17 protein-coding genes are annotated in these 17,091 nt (G+C 62.8%); 12 read left to right on the top strand and 5 right to left on the bottom strand.

The annotated features are described in order from the left end of the window. Position 1 precedes the first annotated feature (1 nt). From LY631_RS03205 to coaBC, 4 genes are all read left to right on the top strand, one after another. Positions 2 to 661: a peroxiredoxin gene (locus LY631_RS03205; protein WP_274423659.1), complete on the top strand. Its 660-nt coding sequence runs from the start codon at positions 2 to 4 to the stop codon at positions 659 to 661. A 127-nt stretch (positions 662 to 788) separates the two neighbouring features. Further along, positions 789 to 1,565 (top strand): bifunctional demethylmenaquinone methyltransferase/2-methoxy-6-polyprenyl-1,4-benzoquinol methylase UbiE, encoded by a 777-nt coding sequence (gene ubiE, locus LY631_RS03200; RefSeq protein ID WP_274423658.1) that lies wholly within the window; start codon positions 789 to 791, stop codon positions 1,563 to 1,565. 6 nt (positions 1,566 to 1,571) lie between these two features. Next, complete coding sequence (gene ubiB / locus LY631_RS03195; protein ID WP_274423657.1) at positions 1,572 to 3,146, top strand: 2-polyprenylphenol 6-hydroxylase; 1,575 nt, start codon at positions 1,572 to 1,574, stop codon at positions 3,144 to 3,146. 76 nt (positions 3,147 to 3,222) lie between these two features. After that, complete coding sequence (gene coaBC, locus LY631_RS03190; protein WP_274423656.1) at positions 3,223 to 4,440, top strand: bifunctional phosphopantothenoylcysteine decarboxylase/phosphopantothenate--cysteine ligase CoaBC; 1,218 nt, start codon at positions 3,223 to 3,225, stop codon at positions 4,438 to 4,440. 910 nt (positions 4,441 to 5,350) lie between these two features. Here the strand turns inward: coaBC and LY631_RS03185 are convergent. The 3 genes from LY631_RS03185 to LY631_RS03175 all read right to left on the bottom strand — a co-directional run bounded on the left by LY631_RS03185 (position 5,351) and on the right by LY631_RS03175 (position 7,754). Further along, a complete protein-coding gene (locus LY631_RS03185; RefSeq protein WP_274423655.1) occupies positions 5,351 to 6,256 on the bottom strand; it encodes a ribokinase in 906 nt (301 codons plus the stop codon). A gap of 63 nt (positions 6,257 to 6,319) precedes the next feature. Continuing rightward, positions 6,320 to 7,204, bottom strand: coding sequence for a bifunctional helix-turn-helix domain-containing protein/methylated-DNA--[protein]-cysteine S-methyltransferase (locus tag LY631_RS03180; protein WP_274423654.1), 885 nt, complete (start codon positions 7,202 to 7,204; stop codon positions 6,320 to 6,322). Between the two features lie 64 nt (positions 7,205 to 7,268). Continuing rightward, positions 7,269 to 7,754 (bottom strand): DUF2244 domain-containing protein, encoded by a 486-nt coding sequence (locus LY631_RS03175; RefSeq protein WP_274423653.1) that lies wholly within the window; start codon positions 7,752 to 7,754, stop codon positions 7,269 to 7,271. A 21-nt stretch (positions 7,755 to 7,775) separates the two neighbouring features. Between LY631_RS03175 and nth the strand changes: the two genes are divergently transcribed. Next, positions 7,776 to 8,681 (top strand): endonuclease III, encoded by a 906-nt coding sequence (gene nth / locus LY631_RS03170; RefSeq protein ID WP_274423652.1) that lies wholly within the window; start codon positions 7,776 to 7,778, stop codon positions 8,679 to 8,681. After that, positions 8,626 to 8,835: a YdeI/OmpD-associated family protein gene (locus LY631_RS03165; protein WP_274423651.1), complete on the top strand. Its 210-nt coding sequence runs from the start codon at positions 8,626 to 8,628 to the stop codon at positions 8,833 to 8,835. Before nth ends, LY631_RS03165 begins: the two co-directional genes overlap by 56 nt. Here the strand turns inward: LY631_RS03165 and LY631_RS03160 are convergent. Then, positions 8,827 to 9,534, bottom strand: coding sequence for a sulfate transporter family protein (locus LY631_RS03160; RefSeq protein ID WP_274423650.1), 708 nt, complete (start codon positions 9,532 to 9,534; stop codon positions 8,827 to 8,829). The genes LY631_RS03165 and LY631_RS03160 overlap by 9 nt on opposite strands. Positions 9,535 to 9,695: 161 nt before the next feature. Here LY631_RS03160 and LY631_RS03155 point away from each other — a divergent pair, with 161 nt between their 5' ends. Beyond that, positions 9,696 to 10,688 (top strand): adenosine kinase, encoded by a 993-nt coding sequence (locus LY631_RS03155; protein ID WP_274423649.1) that lies wholly within the window; start codon positions 9,696 to 9,698, stop codon positions 10,686 to 10,688. Positions 10,689 to 10,698: 10 nt separating this feature from the next. On the opposite strand, the gene LY631_RS03150 is transcribed toward LY631_RS03155, so the two are convergent. Further along, complete coding sequence (locus LY631_RS03150; RefSeq protein ID WP_274423648.1) at positions 10,699 to 10,926, bottom strand: hypothetical protein; 228 nt, start codon at positions 10,924 to 10,926, stop codon at positions 10,699 to 10,701. Between the two features lie 252 nt (positions 10,927 to 11,178). Here LY631_RS03150 and cpaB point away from each other — a divergent pair, with 252 nt between their 5' ends. The 5 genes from cpaB to LY631_RS03125 are packed head-to-tail and all read left to right on the top strand — an operon-like array spanning position 11,179 to position 17,084. Then, complete coding sequence (gene cpaB, locus LY631_RS03145) at positions 11,179 to 11,985, top strand: Flp pilus assembly protein CpaB (RefSeq protein ID WP_274423647.1); 807 nt, start codon at positions 11,179 to 11,181, stop codon at positions 11,983 to 11,985. Next, positions 11,985 to 13,568: a type II and III secretion system protein family protein gene (locus LY631_RS03140; RefSeq protein WP_445082824.1), complete on the top strand. Its 1,584-nt coding sequence runs from the start codon at positions 11,985 to 11,987 to the stop codon at positions 13,566 to 13,568. The genes cpaB and LY631_RS03140 overlap by 1 nt, the downstream gene beginning before the upstream one ends. A 17-nt stretch (positions 13,569 to 13,585) precedes the next feature. Continuing rightward, entirely contained in the window at positions 13,586 to 14,260 is a 675-nt protein-coding gene (locus LY631_RS03135; protein WP_274423646.1) for a CpaD family pilus assembly protein, read from the top strand. 29 nt (positions 14,261 to 14,289) lie between these two features. Continuing rightward, positions 14,290 to 15,573, top strand: coding sequence for an AAA family ATPase (locus LY631_RS03130; RefSeq protein WP_274423645.1), 1,284 nt, complete (start codon positions 14,290 to 14,292; stop codon positions 15,571 to 15,573). An 8-nt stretch (positions 15,574 to 15,581) separates the two neighbouring features. After that, entirely contained in the window at positions 15,582 to 17,084 is a 1,503-nt protein-coding gene (locus tag LY631_RS03125) for a CpaF family protein (protein ID WP_274423644.1), read from the top strand. The last annotated feature ends 7 nt before the right edge of the window (positions 17,085 to 17,091 follow it).

Raw genomic sequence — 17,091 nt, 5'->3', positions numbered from 1 at the left:
CATGGGCCTTCGCATCAACGACACAGCACCCGATTTTACCGCCGAAACCACACAGGGCACGATCAACTTTCATGAGTGGATCGGCGACGGCTGGGCCGTGCTCTTCAGCCATCCGAAAAACTTCACGCCCGTCTGCACTACCGAGCTCGGCACGATGGCGGGCCTGGAAGGCGAATTCCGCAAGCGCAATGCCAAGATCATCGGCATTTCAGTGGATCCGGTGCAGGATCATCATCGCTGGCAGGACGATATCGAAACGGCCACAGGATTCCGCGTCGAGTACCCGCTCATCGGCGACAAAGACCTGAAGATCGCCAAGCTTTACGACATGCTCCCGGCCGAGGCGGGTGATTCTTCCGAGGGACGCACGCCGGCCGACAACGCGACGGTGCGCTCGGTCTACATCATCGGGCCGGACAAGAAGATCAAGCTGGTCCTGACTTACCCGATGACCACCGGCCGCAACTTCGAGGAAATCCTCCGGGCCATCGATTCGATCCAGCTTACGGCCAAGCACCAGGTAGCGACCCCGGCCAACTGGAAGCTGGGCGACGACGTGATCATCACGCCGGCCGTCTCGGACGAAGATGCCAAAGCCCGCTTCGGCGGTTTCGAGACGATCCTGCCCTATCTGCGCAAGACCAAACAGCCCTCGGCGTAATGCCTCGCGGTGAGGCCGGAATTCCGGCCTCACCCCCTCTTCCGGCGCGTCCCCAGGTCGCTCTATTCGCAATGGCAAGCCGGCTTGCAATCGGCTATGGTCGCCGCGAATTCGTGAAAGGCAGACAATGACGGAAGAGCGAACCACCGCGTCAGGCGGGATGGAAACGGCCTTCGGGTTCCGCCGGGTCGAGGAGGCGGAGAAGCAGCCCCTCGTCAATGACGTCTTTCATCGGGTTGCCGAACGCTATGACCTGATGAACGACCTCATGTCGGCGGGGCTTCACCGCACATGGAAGGACGCCATGGTGTCCTGGCTCGCCCCACCCCGACGCCCGGGCTTCAAGACCCTGGACGTGGCAGGCGGCACGGGCGACATCGCCTTGCGCATCGTGGAGGCCTCCGGCCGGCAAGCGCAGGTTACCGTGCTCGACATCAATGACTCGATGCTGACCGTCGGCCGCGAGCGGGCAGAAAAACGCGGCCTGGCCGACAATCTTGCTTTCATCGAAGCGAATGCGGAGGACCTGCCGTTTCCCGAATCGACGTTTGACGCCTATACGATTGCCTTCGGCATCCGCAATGTTCCGCATATCGATACGGCACTTGCCGAGGCATACCGGGTTCTCAGACCGGGCGGGCGCTTTCTGTGCCTGGAGTTTTCCGACGTGAACACGCCTTTTCTCGACAAGGCCTACGAGACCTGGTCCTTCCAGGCCATTCCGCGCATCGGCCGGATGGTCACCGGGGACGGCGAGCCCTACCGCTATCTGGTGGAATCCATCCGCAAATTTCCCAACCAGCAGAATTTCGCCGCCATGATGCGCCACGCCGGCTTTTCCCGCGTAACCTGGCGCGACTATTCGGGCGGCATTGCCGCACTGCACTCCGGCTGGAAAATCTGATAGCCCATGAGTACGTTCGGCGCATATATACGCCTCGTCCGCGCGGGCTGGATTCTGGTTCGCGAAGGCGTCATTGCCGCCGTTCCCGGCGAGCAGCTTACCGGTCTTCCGCGCGTCGGATGGCGCGCGGCGAAGCTCTTGTCACGGCGCCGCTCGGCGCATCGGGACCGCCCCGAGCGGCTGGCAATGGCCGTCGACAGGCTGGGGCCTTCCTACGTGAAGCTCGGGCAGTTCCTGGCGACGCGCCCGGATGTCGTCGGCCACCAGATGGCGCAGGATCTTGCCAGTCTGCAGGACCAGATGGGCACTTTTCCCGACGCGCAGTCGCGCGCGGCCATCGAAGCCTCGCTCGGCGCACCGATCGAGACGCTCTACCGCTCCTTCGGCAAGCCCGTTGCCGCAGCTTCCATCGCGCAGGTCCACAGCGGGGAGATCCTGCGGGAGGGGGAAAGCCAGAGAGTTGCGGTCAAGGTCATCCGGCCCGGCGTACGGCGGCGGTTTTACAACGATCTCGAAAGCTATTTCCTCGCCGCCCGCCTGCAGGAGCGATTCATCGCCGCGGCCCGGCGCCTGCGGCCGGTGGAGGTGACCCAGACGCTTGCGCATACGACAAAGATCGAGATGGATTTGCGGCTGGAAGCAGCCGCCATCTCCGAGCTTCACGAGAACACCAAGGGCGATCCGGGCTTTCGCGTGCCCTGGGTCGACTGGCAGCGCACCGGGCGCGATGTGCTCACGCTGGAGTGGGTCGAGGCTATCAAGATGTCCGATGTGGAAGGTCTGCGCGCGGCCGGGCACGATCTTGAGCAGTTGGCGGTGACGCTGATCCAGAGTTTCCTGCGGCATACGCTGCGCGACGGCTTCTTCCATGCAGACATGCATCCCGGCAACCTCTTCGTGGAGGCGGACGGCACCATCGTGGCCGTCGATTTCGGCATTATGGGGCGCATAGGAAAGAAGGAGCGGCGATTCCTCGCCGAGATCCTCTACGGCTTCATCACGCGAAATTTTCGCCGGGTGGCCGAGGTGCATTTCGAGGCGGGCTATGTGCCGGCCCATCATGACGTCGCCGCCTTTGCCCAAGCATTGCGCGCCATTGGCGAGCCGATCCACGGTCAGCCCGCCGAGACGATCTCCATGGCGCGGCTTTTGACCCTGCTCTTCGAGGTGACCGAGCTTTTCGACATGCAGACGCGGCCGGAGCTTCTGCTTCTGCAAAAGACCATGGTCGTTGTGGAGGGTGTTTCGCGTGCGCTCGATCCGCATTTCAACATGTGGAGGGCGGCCGAACCGGTGGTCTCCGACTGGATCAGGGACAATCTGGGCCCGCGCGGCGCACTGATCGATGCGCGCGATGGCGTCGGGGCTATGTTGTCGCTTGCCCGGCAGGCGCCCGAGCTGGCCGCGCGGGCGGAGCGCCTGGCGCGCGATGTCGACGAAATGGCCGAGCACGGGCTCAGATTCGATGCGGCGACGGCGGATGCCATCGGGCGCGCGGAGGCGCGGCACAGCCGCTCCGGACGGGTAGCGCTGTGGGTGATCGCCCTTCTTCTCCTGGTCATCACCTGGAACGTCGTTTAGCAGTGCCCAGCTTTTCAAGGGCGGCAAATTCGTCCATATGAATGGAATGCAATGAAACCGGCTTGAGAGGCGGTCCATGGCCCTTTCGGGAAAGCGCGTTCTTCTCATCATCGGCGGCGGTATCGCGGCTTATAAGTGCCTGGACCTGATCCGGCGGCTGCGCGAACAGGGTGCAGCCGTGCGGTGCATCATGACGCGTGCCGCGCAGGAATTCATCACGCCGCTTTCCGTCGGCGCGCTGTCGGCCGATCATGTCTTTACCGACCTTTTCGACCGCCAGGACGAGCAGGATGTTGGCCATATCCGGCTGGCCCGCGAGGCCGATCTTGTCGCGGTGGCGCCGGCAACGGCCGATCTCATGGCGAAACTTGCTCATGGGCTGGCGAACGATCTTGCCTCGGCCGTCCTGCTCGCCACCGACAAACCGGTGCTCATGGCGCCGGCGATGAACCCGGCGATGTGGTCACATCCGGCAACCCGGCGCAATTTTGAAACCCTGGCAAAGGACGGTATCCGATTTACCGGCCCCAACAGCGGCGAGATGGCCGAAAGCGGTGAGGCCGGCGAGGGCCGCATGGCCGAGCCGCTGGAGATCGTCGCGGCGATAGAAAACATTCTCGACGACGGTAAAAAGCCGCTCGCGGGGAAACGAATCGTCGTGACCTCCGGTCCGACGCACGAGGCGATCGATCCCGTGCGCTACATTGCCAACCGCTCTTCCGGCAAACAGGGCCATGCCATCGCCGCGGCGCTGGCGAGGCTGGGGGCGGATGTGCATCTGATTTCCGGGCCCGTGACAATCCCCAACCCCGTCGGCGCACGGACGGTCCATGTCGAAAGCGCGCGGGAGATGCGCGAGGCGGTCGAATCCTGTCTTCCGGCCGACGCGGGGATTTTCGTCGCCGCCGTCGCCGACTGGCGCGCGGAGACGCAAAGTGCCGAGAAAATCAAGAAGGGCAAATACGGCTCGACGCTTACGCTCTCCGAGAACCCCGACATCCTGGCCGAGATCGGCCATCACGGAAGTCGCCCGCAACTCGTCATCGGCTTCGCGGCCGAAACGGAAAACGTCATCGAGAACGCCCGCGTAAAACTCCTGAAAAAGGGCGCCGACATCATCGTGGCTAACGATGTCTCGCACGACAGCGGAGTGGGACCGGGTGGCGTGATGGGGGGCGCACGCAACCGCGTGCAGGTCGTGGGGACCGAACATGTGGAGGAGTGGCCCGAAATGTCGAAGGACGCCGTGGCCGAACGCCTTGCAGCGCTGGTGGCCGAGAGGCTTGCGAAGTAACGGCCCCGGCCCGAGCGCGAGCGGCATCGCTGCCAAGCCGGGTAAGCGGCCCTCCTCAGGATGAGGTGAAGGCATACCTATTCGTTCCCGCGCGGCTCTTCTCCGCCGGGGTTTGTCAAAGATCGGGAAACGGGGCGCGTGTTCCGAGCCTCTCTATTAGTTTAAGTGGCGCGTTCCACGCGCCCCGCCGGCCGCTGTCCCGCGGTTGGCCGGTCACTCGGGCTTCTCTCTCCTGCCCGGCTGCACCCAATTAGGGGGTGGTCTTGGCCGGGCCGAAGACGAAGCCATAGCGGCTTCTCCGCGGCTGCCCGACACCGTCTCTCACCCGGTGCCTGGCTTTTCCGGCGATGCTGTCTGTCACCCAGCACCCCGGCGCCGCCGGCCTGTTGCGGGCCCTCACATGCCTGTGGCTACCGGAGCACCACAGGGGGAGGCTGCCGCCGCCCTCCCTGATCCCCGGTCCGGACCCGGTTCCCGTGAGGGCGATGGGGTGCATGATAAGAGCGGCTGGGCGTTGTAGGATAAAATCAGCCGAAAAAGCTCAAACTTTTTTCTGATATCGAGCAAAAACAAATGCTTATCTGCCGAGGAAATGTCTGAGGCGCCATTTTTTATCCCCGCACGCGGATAAAATTCGGAGCGTGGTTGGCGCGCTACGTTGCAGCCGGCGAGCCCCTCTCTTGCGGTTTCCAACACTTAGCTTCTGCTACGCTCCAGCTAAGATGTTGAAGTCGCTTTATTGCCCACAAGGGAGGGGATAACGCCGGCATCGACCTCGCAGCTAATCGCTTAGGGAGGTGCCTAGCAGAGGCGTTGGTGCGCCGGTGGTCAGCAGAAACAGTCGTTATTCCGTCCTTGGGCGGAGCGAATACCAAAGGATGACGAGCGAAGGGAGCCGCTCTCGTGCGAATCAGGCGCTGACGTCGAGCGCTGCGTCCACTTCGGCCCGCAAAGGAATGGAAGGCTGGGCGCCGGGTTTGAGACAGGCGAGTGCGCCGGCAGCGGCGGCCTGCCGCAATGCGGCCTCGAGCGCCAATCCTTCGGCGAGGCCGGCTGCCAGGTAACCGCAGAACGTGTCGCCCGCACCGACCGTATCGACCGGCACAACGGAGAGTGTGGGAACACGGAAGAAAACCTCCGGCGTGGCGGCGAGCACGCCTTCCTTTCCGAGAGTGACGACGAGGGTGCGCCCGCTCTCGGACGCAAAAGCCCGCATCTTCTCCTCGCGGCTGCTGCCGACAAGCGACAGCTCCTCCGCATAAAGGTCGAATTCCGTCTCATTGGCTATAATGTAATCGGCTTGCCCGAGGAGCGGCGCGGCCTCGGCATGAAACGGCGCTGTGTTGAGCAGCGAGACGCCCCCGGCCGCACGGCAGGATTTCAAGGCGGCTTTAACGGTGGCGAGCGGGATCTCGTGCTGAAGGAGTACGAATTCTCCCGCGCGAAACGCGGCCGCCTCGATATCCGCCGCCGAAACCTGCCCATTGGCGCCCGCGATGACGGTGATGACGTTCTCGCCATCATCGCCCACTAGGATCATCGCCGTACCGGTGGGTTCCGCTGTTTCCTTGACCCCCGAGAGGTCCACGCCGGCCTCTCTCAGGAGCGACAAGGCTTGACCGGCGAAGGCGTCGGCCCCTACTGCCCCGACCATGCGCACAGCCGCGGACGCCCGGCGCGCGGCGAGTGCCTGATTAGCTCCCTTGCCGCCCGGCGCGGTGACAAAGTCGCGCCCCGGCACGGTTTCGCCCGGCTCCGGCAGTCGCGCAACGCGCGCGATAAGGTCGAGATTGATGGAGCCTGCAATGGTGATCACGAATGCCTCCCGTCGAAGAACCGCAGGAAGGCTAGCCAGTTATTGAAAATCCGCAAGCGCCGTTCAGCCGGCGCGCCAAAGCTGCCCGGTTTCCCAGCCCAGAATGGCGCGCTTGCGCGTCAGCCCCCAGTGATAGCCCGTCAGCGCGCCGCACTTGCCCACCGCCCGGTGACAGGGAACGACGAACGAAAGCGGGTTGGCGCCGATGGCCGCACCGACGGCCCGCGAGGCCTTGGGACTGCCGATCTCGGCGGCGATATCGGAATAGGCGCGGACGCGCCCCATGGGGATCTTCAAAAGCGCTTCCCAGACGCGGACCTGAAAATCCGTGCCTATGAAAACAACGCGCAACGGCTCCTCGGACTGCCAGTGAGCCGGATCGAAAACACGTTTTGCAAAAGGTGCGGTGGCCGAGAGATCCTCGACGTATCGCGCATTCGGCCAGCGCCCGCTCATGTCCTTAAAGGCGGCCTGCTCCTCCCCCGGATCGGCGAAAGCGAGCCCGGCAAGGCCGCGCTCGGTCACCATGACCAGCGCAATGCCGAAGGGCGAGACATGAAAGCCGTATCGGATGGTCAGTCCTTCGCCGCGCAGCTTGTACTCGCCTGGCGAAATGGCCTCATGGGTGACGAAAAGGTCGTGAAGGCGGCCCGGACCCGACATGCCAAGCTCGAGCGACGCCTCCAGGAGGGGCACGCCCCCGTCGAGCAGCCGGCGGGCATGGTCCAACGTCACGGCCTGCAGAAACGCTTTTGGCGAAAGACCGGCCCAACGGGTAAAGAGCTTCTGCAGCCCGGTTGGGGTCTCGCCCACCTCCGTGGCCAGCCTCTCAAGCGAGGGCTGTTCGCGATAGTCGCGCGAAATCGTCTCGATGACATGCCGCACGATCTCGTAGTCGCTGCCGGCAGGGGTGATGTCGCGCTCAAGAACCGCTATCTGTGCATTCATGGTCTTGTCTCCTTGAATGCCAATATGTGCCGAAGAAAGGCCGCGCTCCACCCGTTTCTTGCAACTATCGTCCCTTGGCCGTGGCAAGTGCGCGGCCAAAGGCTTCCGCGAAGTTTTCGCGGTCGTCCGGATTGAGAAAACTGCCCAGGAGCACCCGCTTTCCTCTCGTCTCCACCACCATGTCGGTGATGCCGATCTCGGAATGGCGCTGGACCTGGAAACGCGCCCAGAATGGGTTGATGCTGTGTTCTTCGACACGACCGGAAGGCGGCACCTTGCGGATGTGGAGATTGGTGCGGGAAAGGGATACTTCCTCCCGCGCACGGGCGGCGCGGTAATTCATACGGAAGGCGATATAGATCGCGAGGACGTCGAGCCCGAAAAAGCCGACAATGGGCCACGCACCAATGCTCAGGAAGATGGCGCCGACCGTCAGCCAGATAAGCAGAAGCACCCCCATGAGAACGGCAAAGCCGTTGGTGCCAAGGGAGCGGTGGGGAACGAGCATGGCCTTGAAGAAAGGCGCGTCGGCGGCATTCATTTCTTCCATAACTCGAATTATAGAGGCGGCATGCAAAAGCCCAAGACAAAAAAAGTTGCGCGCGGTTCCGCAACGGCTTCAAAGGGGGCGAAAAAGCCCGCCAAGCCGAAGAAAATCTTAACGGCGTATTCCGGCAGCGAGGTCGAGGAGATTTTTCGCCGGTTTCGCGTGCAGCGGCCGGAGCCGAAGGGGGAACTGGAGCATGTGAACCCATTTACGCTGCTGGTGGCGGTCGTCCTTTCGGCGCAGGCGACCGATGCGGGCGTCAACAAGGCGACGCGTGCCCTCTTCGAGGTTGCCGATACACCGGAGAAGATGCTGGCGCTGGGCGAGGAAAAGCTGGGCGAATATATCCGCACCATCGGGCTGTGGCGCAACAAGGCCAAGAACGTGATCGCACTCTGCGAGGGCCTGATACGGGAACATGATGGCGAGGTGCCGGGCGACCGGGATGCGCTGACGAAACTGCCGGGTGTTGGACGCAAGACGGCGAATGTTGTGCTCAACATGGCCTTCGGGCAGCCGACAATGGCGGTGGATACGCATATCTTTCGCATAGCCAATCGCATCGAACTGGCGCCCGGAAAGACGCCGGATGCGGTCGAGAAGGCGCTCCTCGAGGTCATTCCGGATGAATTCGCGCGTCACGCCCACCACTGGCTGATCCTGCACGGGCGCTATGTGTGCAAGGCGCGCAAGCCGGATTGCCCGGGCTGCATCATCGCGGACGTATGCAAGGCGCCGGAAAAGACGACGGACGTTCCGGCACCCCTGGAGCCGCTCGAGCCGGTGGAGGCGAAACGGACGATTGAGGAAGCTGACCTGCCTGAATGCCTGGCCTGGAGGAAAAGACATGGCGCTGAAGAGACCACTCGCTCCGATGCCCGACGATGTGCGCGCCGCGCTCGACGGACGGGACCTGATGGCGGCCTATGAGGAACGTCCGGCCTATCAGCGTAACGATTATCTGCACTGGATCGCCCGCGCGAAGCGGGCGGAGACGCGCGATAAACGTCTTCAGCAGATGCTGGATGAACTCAGGCGCGGTGACGTCTACATGCGCATGCGCTGGGCCGGGAAATCACGCTGAGGCCTCGCGCGCCGAGATCGATTTATAAAGATGCACCATCATGGCCGCGGCGAAAAGCGGGGTTAGCAGGTTGAGAAACGGGACCGCCAGGAAGCCGGCGACAACGAAGCCAGCTACGAAGACCGTTCCGGCATAGCGCCGGCGCAAGGCCTTGGCCTCGCTCTCGCCGCGAAAGCGCATGGCGGCGAACTCGAAGAATTCACGCCCGAGCAGGTAGGCGTTCACGATAAAAAAGGCGATCAGGTTCACGCCGGGCACCAGCAGCAGCAACAGCGCGAAGATATTGCCGATGATGATCACGCCGAGAAATTTCAGCGCCATGATCATTGCCGGGAAGAAGGGCACGGCTTCGCCGGGCGGGTCCTGTGGATAACTCTCCCGCTCGACGGTTTCGGCCACTTCGTCGAGAAAGATGCCGGCGACGATGGCGGTGACCGGGGCGATCAGGAGCGCCAATGCAAGGGCAAGGCCCAGCCCCGCGGCAATGGCCGCGATGAAGCCGAGCCAGCCCGCCCAGGAAGGCAGCCCCGGGAGAAGCGATTCCAGCCACGGCATGGCATAGGCATCGAACAAGGCGCTCGTGGCGACCCAGATGCCTGCCAGAATCACGAGCGTGAGGCCAAGTGTCTTGTAGAGTGCCTTGCGGAAGGCCGGCAGGAAGAGCTGGCTGGCGGCGGCGCGCGCGGCTTCGAGAATCATGAGATGGCAGCCCTTCCCGTGCAGAAAAGTCACTTTGCGAGATAGGGGTAAGGGGAGAGCAGTGCAAGCGCTGCGGAAAGCCGGCCTTTGCAAAAGCCGGTGTGAGGAGGTAAACCCCCGGAAATCCTTATCGCCATCCCCAAACCGTTTCGGAGAATTGTATGAGTGATTACGACGTTCTGTGCATCGGCAATGCCATTGTCGACATCATCGCGCGATGCGACGAGGCATTCCTGGTCGAGAACGACATCATCCGCGGGGCGATGAACCTGATCGACGAGGAGCGGGCGACCTTCCTCTACGATAATATGGGCCCTGCCGTCGAAACCTCCGGCGGCAGTGCCGGCAACACCGCGGCCGGCGTGGCGGGATTCGGCGGCTCCGCGGCTTTCTTCGGGAAGGTCTGCAACGATCAGCTCGGCGATATCTATCGCCACGACATCCGTGCGCAGGGCGTGGCCTTCGACACGCGTCCGCTCGAAAACCGGCCGCCAACGGCACGCTCGATGATTTTCGTGACTCCCGACGGCGAGCGCTCCATGAACACCTATCTGGGGGCGTGCGTGGAGCTCGGGCCGGAGGACGTCGAGGAAGAAAAGGTGAAAGCGGCCAAAATCAGCTACTTCGAGGGATATCTTTGGGATCCGCCGCGCGCCAAGGAGGCGATCCGCAAGACGGCCGAGATCGCTCACGCGGCCGGGCAGCAGATGGCCATGACCCTGTCGGATTCCTTCTGCGTCGACCGTTATCGCGGCGAGTTTCTCGATCTGATGCGCTCCGGCACGGTCGACATCGTCTTCGCCAACGAGCACGAATTGCTCTCGCTTTACCAGACCTCCTCGTTCGACGAGGGGCTTGCGGCCATTCGCGCCGATTGCCGCCTCGGTGTGGTGACGCGTTCCGAACACGGCTCAATCGTGGCCACCAGAGAGGAAACCGTGGCCGTCAACCCTGTCCAGGTGGACGATATAGTGGATTCGACCGGAGCCGGGGATCTCTATGCGGCTGGTTTTCTCTTCGGCCTCGCCCATGGCCGCAGCCTCACCGATTGTGGTCGGCTGGGCTCACTTGCCGCATCCAAGGTGATCGAGCAGATCGGACCGCGCCTTCAGACGAGCCTGAAGGAAGCGGCCGTGCAGGCCGGCTTGTTGTAGGTGTGAAGAGCTAGTGCTGGGCGCTGCCCCGCTGGCTCTCCTCGGCTTCTTGCAGGTGACCGAGCAGCTCGCGCAGGCGGTTCGGCAATTCACAATCCAGCGTGAAGCCGGGCAGCCGGCGAAGAAAACGCGTGTTTTCAGCACGGCGGACCTGGCGGAAAATCAACCGGGCCGTCTCAGAGGTCTGTTTGGCGTTTTTTTTTCTCGGCTGCATTGTATCCTCGGCAATGGTCATCATTGCGCGTTGCATGATCGCATAATGCAATGTCGCGTAAAAACGTTCCGTGAACAGATTCGCGAACCCGCGCTGAATGCGGTTATAATGCGGCCATGGTGAATAATCGGTAAAATTTTAACTATCGCCGGATTCCGGCCCGCAAGTGTCAACTCTCGATTAAGATGCTTGTAGTGGTTTTGTTAACTGTAATTTGACGTTTCCGGAACATGGTCGGCCCCGAAATGCGGTTCATCCGTATAAGGGGGCAAAATAATGAACAAAACCCGCATTGTCATTCTCGGCGTCGCGGTCGTCGCGGCGATCGGTGCGGGCTTTCTGGCCAAGAACCTTGCAACGCCCGAGCCGCAGGTCGCTTCCGCCCCTCCCGGCCGACCGCCGGTCGAGATGAAGGATGTGCTTACCCTGGCGAGCGACGTGCCGATGGGCGAACCCGTGGGAGCCGCCTTGCACTGGCAGGAATGGCCGGCAGAAGCGGTCAGCCCGGGTTTCATCACCCGCAAGGAAAACCCGGATGCAGTGAGTGAATTGCAGGAGGCGGTGGCTCGCGTTCCCCTGTACACCGGCGAGCCGCTGAGCCGAAACAAGCTGGTCGGCGCCGGCGAAAGCTTCATGTCGGCCATTCTTCCATCCGGCAAGCGGGCGGTGGCCACAAGGATCGCAGCCGACACATCCGCCGGCGGTTTCATCCTTCCCAACGATCACGTGGACGTGATCATGGCCCGGCGCGCCGACGATCCGTCTTCGTCTAACAGCTTCGTGACCGAAACGGTTTTGGAGAATGTGCGCGTTCTGGCCATCGACCAAACCCTGCAGGAAGATGAGGACGGCCGGCGCGTCAAGATCGGCGAGACGGCCACGCTCGAGCTGACGGCGGAGGAGGCCGAGATCATCACGGCAGCGCAGGAGATGGCCGACCGCCTCACCCTCGCCCTCCGCTCCAAGGCCGACGCGAATGAGACGGCCGGCAAGATCGGGCGGCATCTCGTCGTAGGGGCAGGACGCGGCAACAGTGTGCGCCTGATAAAATCGGGCGATGTGACGAATGAGGGGACGCGCTGATGAAAAGAAGATGCGCCTCCGCGCAGTATGCGACCGCGAGAGGAAAATGCCTGAACGCGCACCTGCCCTGGCTGGCTCTACTGGGCTTAGTACTCCTTGCCGGGCCGTTCGGGCTTTCGGACCAAGCGCGCCTTGTGACGAGCGCTGCGGCCAGTGACGTTATGGCGGTCGACGGCCGATCGCAACGCGTCAAGCTGGGCCTCAACAAGTCTCTGGTGATCGACCTGCCGCGCGATGCCTATGACATCCTGGTGTCCAATCCGGCGGTCGCGGATGCGGTTACTCGCACCGCGCGGCGCGTATATCTCTTCGGCAAGCAGGTCGGCCAGACGAACATTTTCGTTTTCGGCGCCGACGGGGAGCAGATCGCCAGCCTGGACATTGACGTTGAACGTGACGTGACCGGCCTTGAAGCACATCTCAAGCGCTTTCTTCCCGAATCCGAAATCGACGTCGAGTTGATCAACGACAACGTCGTGCTCACCGGCGTGGTCCAAACGCCTCAGGACGCAGGCCGCGCCGAGCAGCTTGCGAGAATCTTCGTCACCGGCGGTGAAGCGACCACTGGCCAGTTTTCGCAGACGGCAGCCGCGCCAACCGATGGCGGCGGCGTGGCCATCTACAACCCCGACCGGCAGCGGCGGTCGAGCAGCATCGTCAACATGCTGGAGATCGTCGGTGAAGATCAGGTGACACTGAAGGTCACGGTCGCCGAGGTCAGCCGGTCAGTGATGAAGCAGCTCGGTGTAAATCTGATCGCACGCGGCAGCGCGGACGGGATCGGCTGGGGCGCAATTTCCGAGAACGCGTTTGGTCTCGGCAAGCCGCGTTCCTCAACTGGTATCGCGGCGGGCGGATCGCTCATCGACGGCTACCTAAACGCCATGGAGCAGAGCGGCGTCATGAAGACTCTGGCTGAGCCTGCTCTGTCCGCAGTGTCCGGCGAAAAGGCCACCTTTAGGGTCGGCGGTGAGTTCAACATCGTGACGGGACGATCCAGCGCTGTCTCCGATGATAACCAAACCGGCGAGATCATCTATGAATCCGAGAAGGTGGAGTACGGGATCGGGCTCGAGTTTCAGCCCACCGTTCTGTCCCCGGGGCGCATCAGCCTGAAAGTGCGGACATCGGTGTCTGAACCGACATTCCAGGGCTCGTCCACTCTCGAAGGATCGGTCAGCCGGCAATTGCCGGGAACGACCTTCATCTCCATCCGCAAACGGCTGGCGGATACCACGATCGAGCTGCCCTCTGGCGGAACCATGATGATCGCCGGGCTCGTGCAGGACGATGTGCGCCAGGTCTTCAACGGCGCGCCGGGCCTGTCGAAGCTGCCCGTCCTCGGCGCGCTTTTTCGCAGCCGGGACTTCGTGCGCAACGAGACCGAGCTTGTGGTTATGGTGACGCCCTATCTGTCGCGGCCGAACAAGCGCGCGGCGTTCTCCAAGCCCGACGACAACTTCAACCCGCCCAGCGACGGGGCGGGTGTGTTCCTCGGCCGAGTCAATCGAATCTACGGCACGATGAAGACCGACCTGCCCAATGGGCGCTATCACGGCGTCGTCGGCTACATCTACAAATGATCGGCGGAGGGCTCGGCATGTTCGACACGCTTATGAGAAAACTCCTCCCTTGCGCGGTCGGGATCGCGCTGGCGGGATGTGCGGGAACCGACTCGGTGGTCGTCGGCGCCGTACCCGACGATTACCGCACTAACCATCCGATCGTGATCTCGGAACGCGACAAGACACTTGATTTGCCGGTAGGCACGTCCACCCTTCAGATGACACCTGACCAGGCCTCGGCCATACGCGGGTTCCTTTCCGAATACGCTGACAACGGCGCACCACGCGTGACGGTCCTCTCGCCCTCAGGGTCGGTAAATGCCGCCGTGGCGCAGAGCGTTGCGATGCAGTTTGCCGAGTTCATGCGCCGGGAAGGCGTTCCGGCCGGGCACATCCAGCACCTTTCCTACAACGCGACCGGCGAGGGTTCGCCGCCCATCCGGCTGGCCTATCCAGTGATGGAGGCTTCCGTCGGACAGTGCGGGCGGTGGCCGGAGGATATTCTCGACAACGCCGATAACCGGCACTTCGCCAATTTCGGCTGTTCCTATCAGCAGAACCTGGCCGCGCAGGTGGCCAACCCGAACGATTTCCTTGGACCGCGAAAGGTTACCAGCATCGATGCGGAAAACCGCGCGGAGGCCATCGGACGGTACAAACGGGGCCAGGTTTCCCAAATTTTCCGCTCGCAATCCGAAATCAATTACTAGGCTGTAGAAGAATTCCGGGGGCACACAGCATGACCAGCCTGGCTTACGAAACAAGAGAACCGGAAACCCGGGGCAGCGAGGACGAGCAGGACTTCCAATCCGTGCGGCCGGTGCCGCGCATCTCCGTTCAGGCATTCTGCGAAACCGAGGCCGTAGCGCACCCCGTTGCGCGCGCCGGCGAGGACCGCCGCATGGCAAAGGCCCACCTCAAGGTGCATATGGGCGGCATCCAGACGGCGATCGAATTCTATCAGGACGCGGCCACACCCAATCTTATTATGCTGGAATCCAGTGCGCCGCCCCGGGAGCTCCTGGCTTCGCTCGGGCAACTCGCTGACGTCTGCGATCCCAGTTCCAAGGTAGTGGTGATCGGGCACCACAACGATGTCAGCCTTTATCGCGAGCTGATTCGCACCGGGGTTTCGGAATATGTGGTCGCACCGGTTTCGATGGCAGATATCGTCAATGTCATTGCGGGCATCTACGTCGATCCCGATGCAGCGCCCGTCGGGCGTTCCCTGGCCTTTGTCGGCGCCAAGGGCGGGGTTGGCTCCTCAACGCTCGCCCACAACCTGTCCTGGGCCATGTCGAAGCTTTTCGAGAGTGAAGTGGTCATCGCCGATCTCGATCTGCCCTTCGGCACCGCGAACATCAATTTCGACCAGGATCCGGCGCAGGGGATCGCAGAGGCGGTATTTGCGCCGGAACGGATGGACGATGTGTACCTCGACCGGCTGCTGGCGCAATGCGCCGAACGGCTTTCGCTTCTGGCCGCGCCGTCGACGCTGGAGCGCACCTATGATTTCGACGGGGAAGCTTTCGCCAATATCGTCGACACCGCCCAGCGCAGCGCGCCCATGGTCGTGCTCGACGTGCCGCATATGTGGACGGAATGGTGCAGGACGACGCTGGCGCGCGCCGACGATATCGTCATCACCGCCACGCCGGAGCTTGCCAATCTGCGCAATGCGAAGAACCTAGTCGACACGTTGAAGAAGATCCGGCCCAATGATGGGCCGCCCAAGCTCATCCTTAATCAAGCAAACGTTCCCAAGCGGTCGGAGATAAGCACGGAAGATTTCGCGGACGCGCTGGAGATTACACCTCTTGCGGTCATTCCGTTCGAGCCGCAGCTCTTCGGCAATGCCGCCAATAACGGGCGCATGCTGGGCGAAATGGACCCGAACCACGCTATCGTTCAGGCCATCAACGAACTCGCGCACATCCTCACCGGGCGCCGCGAGCCGAAACCCAAGCGGAAGTCCGGCCTGTTCGGGCTGTTCGACCGGCTGGCCCTATCGAACCGGGATTGATCCGAGGCATGTTTGGCAAAAGAGGCTCCACCGACACGCCGCCAAAGCCGACACCGGCCGCACCAACTGCACCGGATACGGCGACCTTAAACCGTGAAGCGCCGGCAGCCACGGAGGAACCAGCCGAGCGCCGGGAGGTGTTGAGCGCGCCGCCGGTCGCTCCCACGGTGGAGCGCCCGGCATCAGCGGCACCACGGGTGGGGGCACCCGTGCTCGACGCTCAGCGTGGCGATGCCTACTATGATACAAAGAGTCAGGTCTTTTCGGCGCTGATCGACACGATCGACCTGTCCCAACTCGCCCGGATGGACCCGGACAGCGCGCGCGAGGAAATCCGCGACATCGTCAACGACATCATCGCCATCAAGAATCTGGCAATGTCGATATCCGAGCAGGAAGAGCTTCTGGAGGACATCTGCAACGATGTCCTGGGCTTCGGCCCTTTGGAGCCGCTGCTGGCGCGTGACGAGATCGCCGATATCATGGTGAACGGCGCGCGCAAGGTTTATATCGAGGTTGACGGGAAGGTGGAGAAGACGGGCGTCCGCTTCCGCGACAACCAACAGCTCCTCAATATCTGCCAGCGCATCGTCAGCCAGGTCGGGCGGCGCGTGGACGAATCAAGCCCCATCTGCGATGCCCGCCTTCCCGACGGCTCGCGCGTCAACGTGATCGCGCCGCCGCTGGCTCTCGAGGGCCCGTCGCTGACCATCCGCAAGTTCAAGAAGGACAAGCTGACGCTGGATCAGCTCGTACGTTTCGGAGCCATTTCCCCGGAGGGCGCGGAAGTTCTGAAGATCATCGGCCGGGTCCGCTGCAATATCGTGATTTCCGGCGGTACGGGCTCGGGCAAGACGACGCTGCTCAACTGCCTAACCAATTACATCGACCGGGACGAGCGCATCATCACCTGCGAGGATTCCGCCGAGCTCCAGCTTCAGCAGCCGCATGTAGTGCGGCTGGAGACGCGCCCGCCGAACCTGGAGGGCGAGGGCGAGGTGACGATGCGCGATCTGGTGCGCAACTGCCTGCGCATGCGTCCGGAGCGCATCATTGTCGGCGAGGTGCGCGGACCGGAGGTGTTCGACCTGCTTCAGGCCATGAACACCGGCCATGACGGCTCAATGGGCACGATCCACGCCAACAGCCCGCGCGAATGCCTGAGCCGCATGGAATCCATGATGGCCATGGGTGGATTTTCCCTGCCACAGCGGACGGTGCGGGAAATCATGGTCGGCTCGGTGGACGTCATCATCCAGGCGGCCCGCCTGCGCGACGGCTCCCGCCGCATCACCCGGATTACCGAGGTGGTCGGCATGGAGGGGGACGTGGTCGTCACCCAGGACCTCATGGATTACGAGATCAGAGGCGAGGACTCCACCGGCCGTATTCTCGGCAAGCACGTTTCCACCGGGGTAGCCCGCCCGGCCTTCTGGGACCGCGCGCGCTACTACGGCGAGGATCAGCGCCTGGCGGCGGCGCTGGAAGCAATGGAAAAGAAATCGGACTAGGTCACGA

The organism is Chelativorans sp. YIM 93263 (genome assembly GCF_028767125.1).
Taxonomy (GTDB): Bacteria; Pseudomonadota; Alphaproteobacteria; order Rhizobiales; family Rhizobiaceae; genus Chelativorans.
This window is presented reverse-complemented; position numbering and strand designations above follow the sequence as displayed.

What these genes read in the sequence shown, in the direction of transcription:
- LY631_RS03165 (WP_274423651.1), top strand. Translation starts at nt 8,626, where the DNA reads ATGCCCGACGATGTGCGCGCCGCGCTCGACGGACGGGACCTGATGGCG.
- ubiE (WP_274423658.1), top strand. Translation starts at nt 789, where the DNA reads ATGACGGAAGAGCGAACCACCGCGTCAGGCGGGATGGAAACGGCCTTC.
- LY631_RS03160 (WP_274423650.1), bottom strand. Translation starts at nt 9,534, where the DNA reads ATGATTCTCGAAGCCGCGCGCGCCGCCGCCAGCCAGCTCTTCCTGCCG.
- LY631_RS03205 (WP_274423659.1), top strand. Translation starts at nt 2, where the DNA reads ATGGGCCTTCGCATCAACGACACAGCACCCGATTTTACCGCCGAAACC.
- nth (WP_274423652.1), top strand. Translation starts at nt 7,776, where the DNA reads ATGCAAAAGCCCAAGACAAAAAAAGTTGCGCGCGGTTCCGCAACGGCT.
- LY631_RS03155 (WP_274423649.1), top strand. Translation starts at nt 9,696, where the DNA reads ATGAGTGATTACGACGTTCTGTGCATCGGCAATGCCATTGTCGACATC.
- LY631_RS03140 (WP_445082824.1), top strand. Translation starts at nt 11,985, where the DNA reads ATGAAAAGAAGATGCGCCTCCGCGCAGTATGCGACCGCGAGAGGAAAA.
- LY631_RS03135 (WP_274423646.1), top strand. Translation starts at nt 13,586, where the DNA reads ATGTTCGACACGCTTATGAGAAAACTCCTCCCTTGCGCGGTCGGGATC.
- LY631_RS03125 (WP_274423644.1), top strand. Translation starts at nt 15,582, where the DNA reads ATGTTTGGCAAAAGAGGCTCCACCGACACGCCGCCAAAGCCGACACCG.
- LY631_RS03175 (WP_274423653.1), bottom strand. Translation starts at nt 7,754, where the DNA reads ATGGAAGAAATGAATGCCGCCGACGCGCCTTTCTTCAAGGCCATGCTC.
- cpaB (WP_274423647.1), top strand. Translation starts at nt 11,179, where the DNA reads ATGAACAAAACCCGCATTGTCATTCTCGGCGTCGCGGTCGTCGCGGCG.
- LY631_RS03150 (WP_274423648.1), bottom strand. Translation starts at nt 10,926, where the DNA reads ATGATGACCATTGCCGAGGATACAATGCAGCCGAGAAAAAAAAACGCC.
- LY631_RS03130 (WP_274423645.1), top strand. Translation starts at nt 14,290, where the DNA reads ATGACCAGCCTGGCTTACGAAACAAGAGAACCGGAAACCCGGGGCAGC.
- ubiB (WP_274423657.1), top strand. Translation starts at nt 1,572, where the DNA reads ATGAGTACGTTCGGCGCATATATACGCCTCGTCCGCGCGGGCTGGATT.
- coaBC (WP_274423656.1), top strand. Translation starts at nt 3,223, where the DNA reads ATGGCCCTTTCGGGAAAGCGCGTTCTTCTCATCATCGGCGGCGGTATC.
- LY631_RS03180 (WP_274423654.1), bottom strand. Translation starts at nt 7,204, where the DNA reads ATGAATGCACAGATAGCGGTTCTTGAGCGCGACATCACCCCTGCCGGC.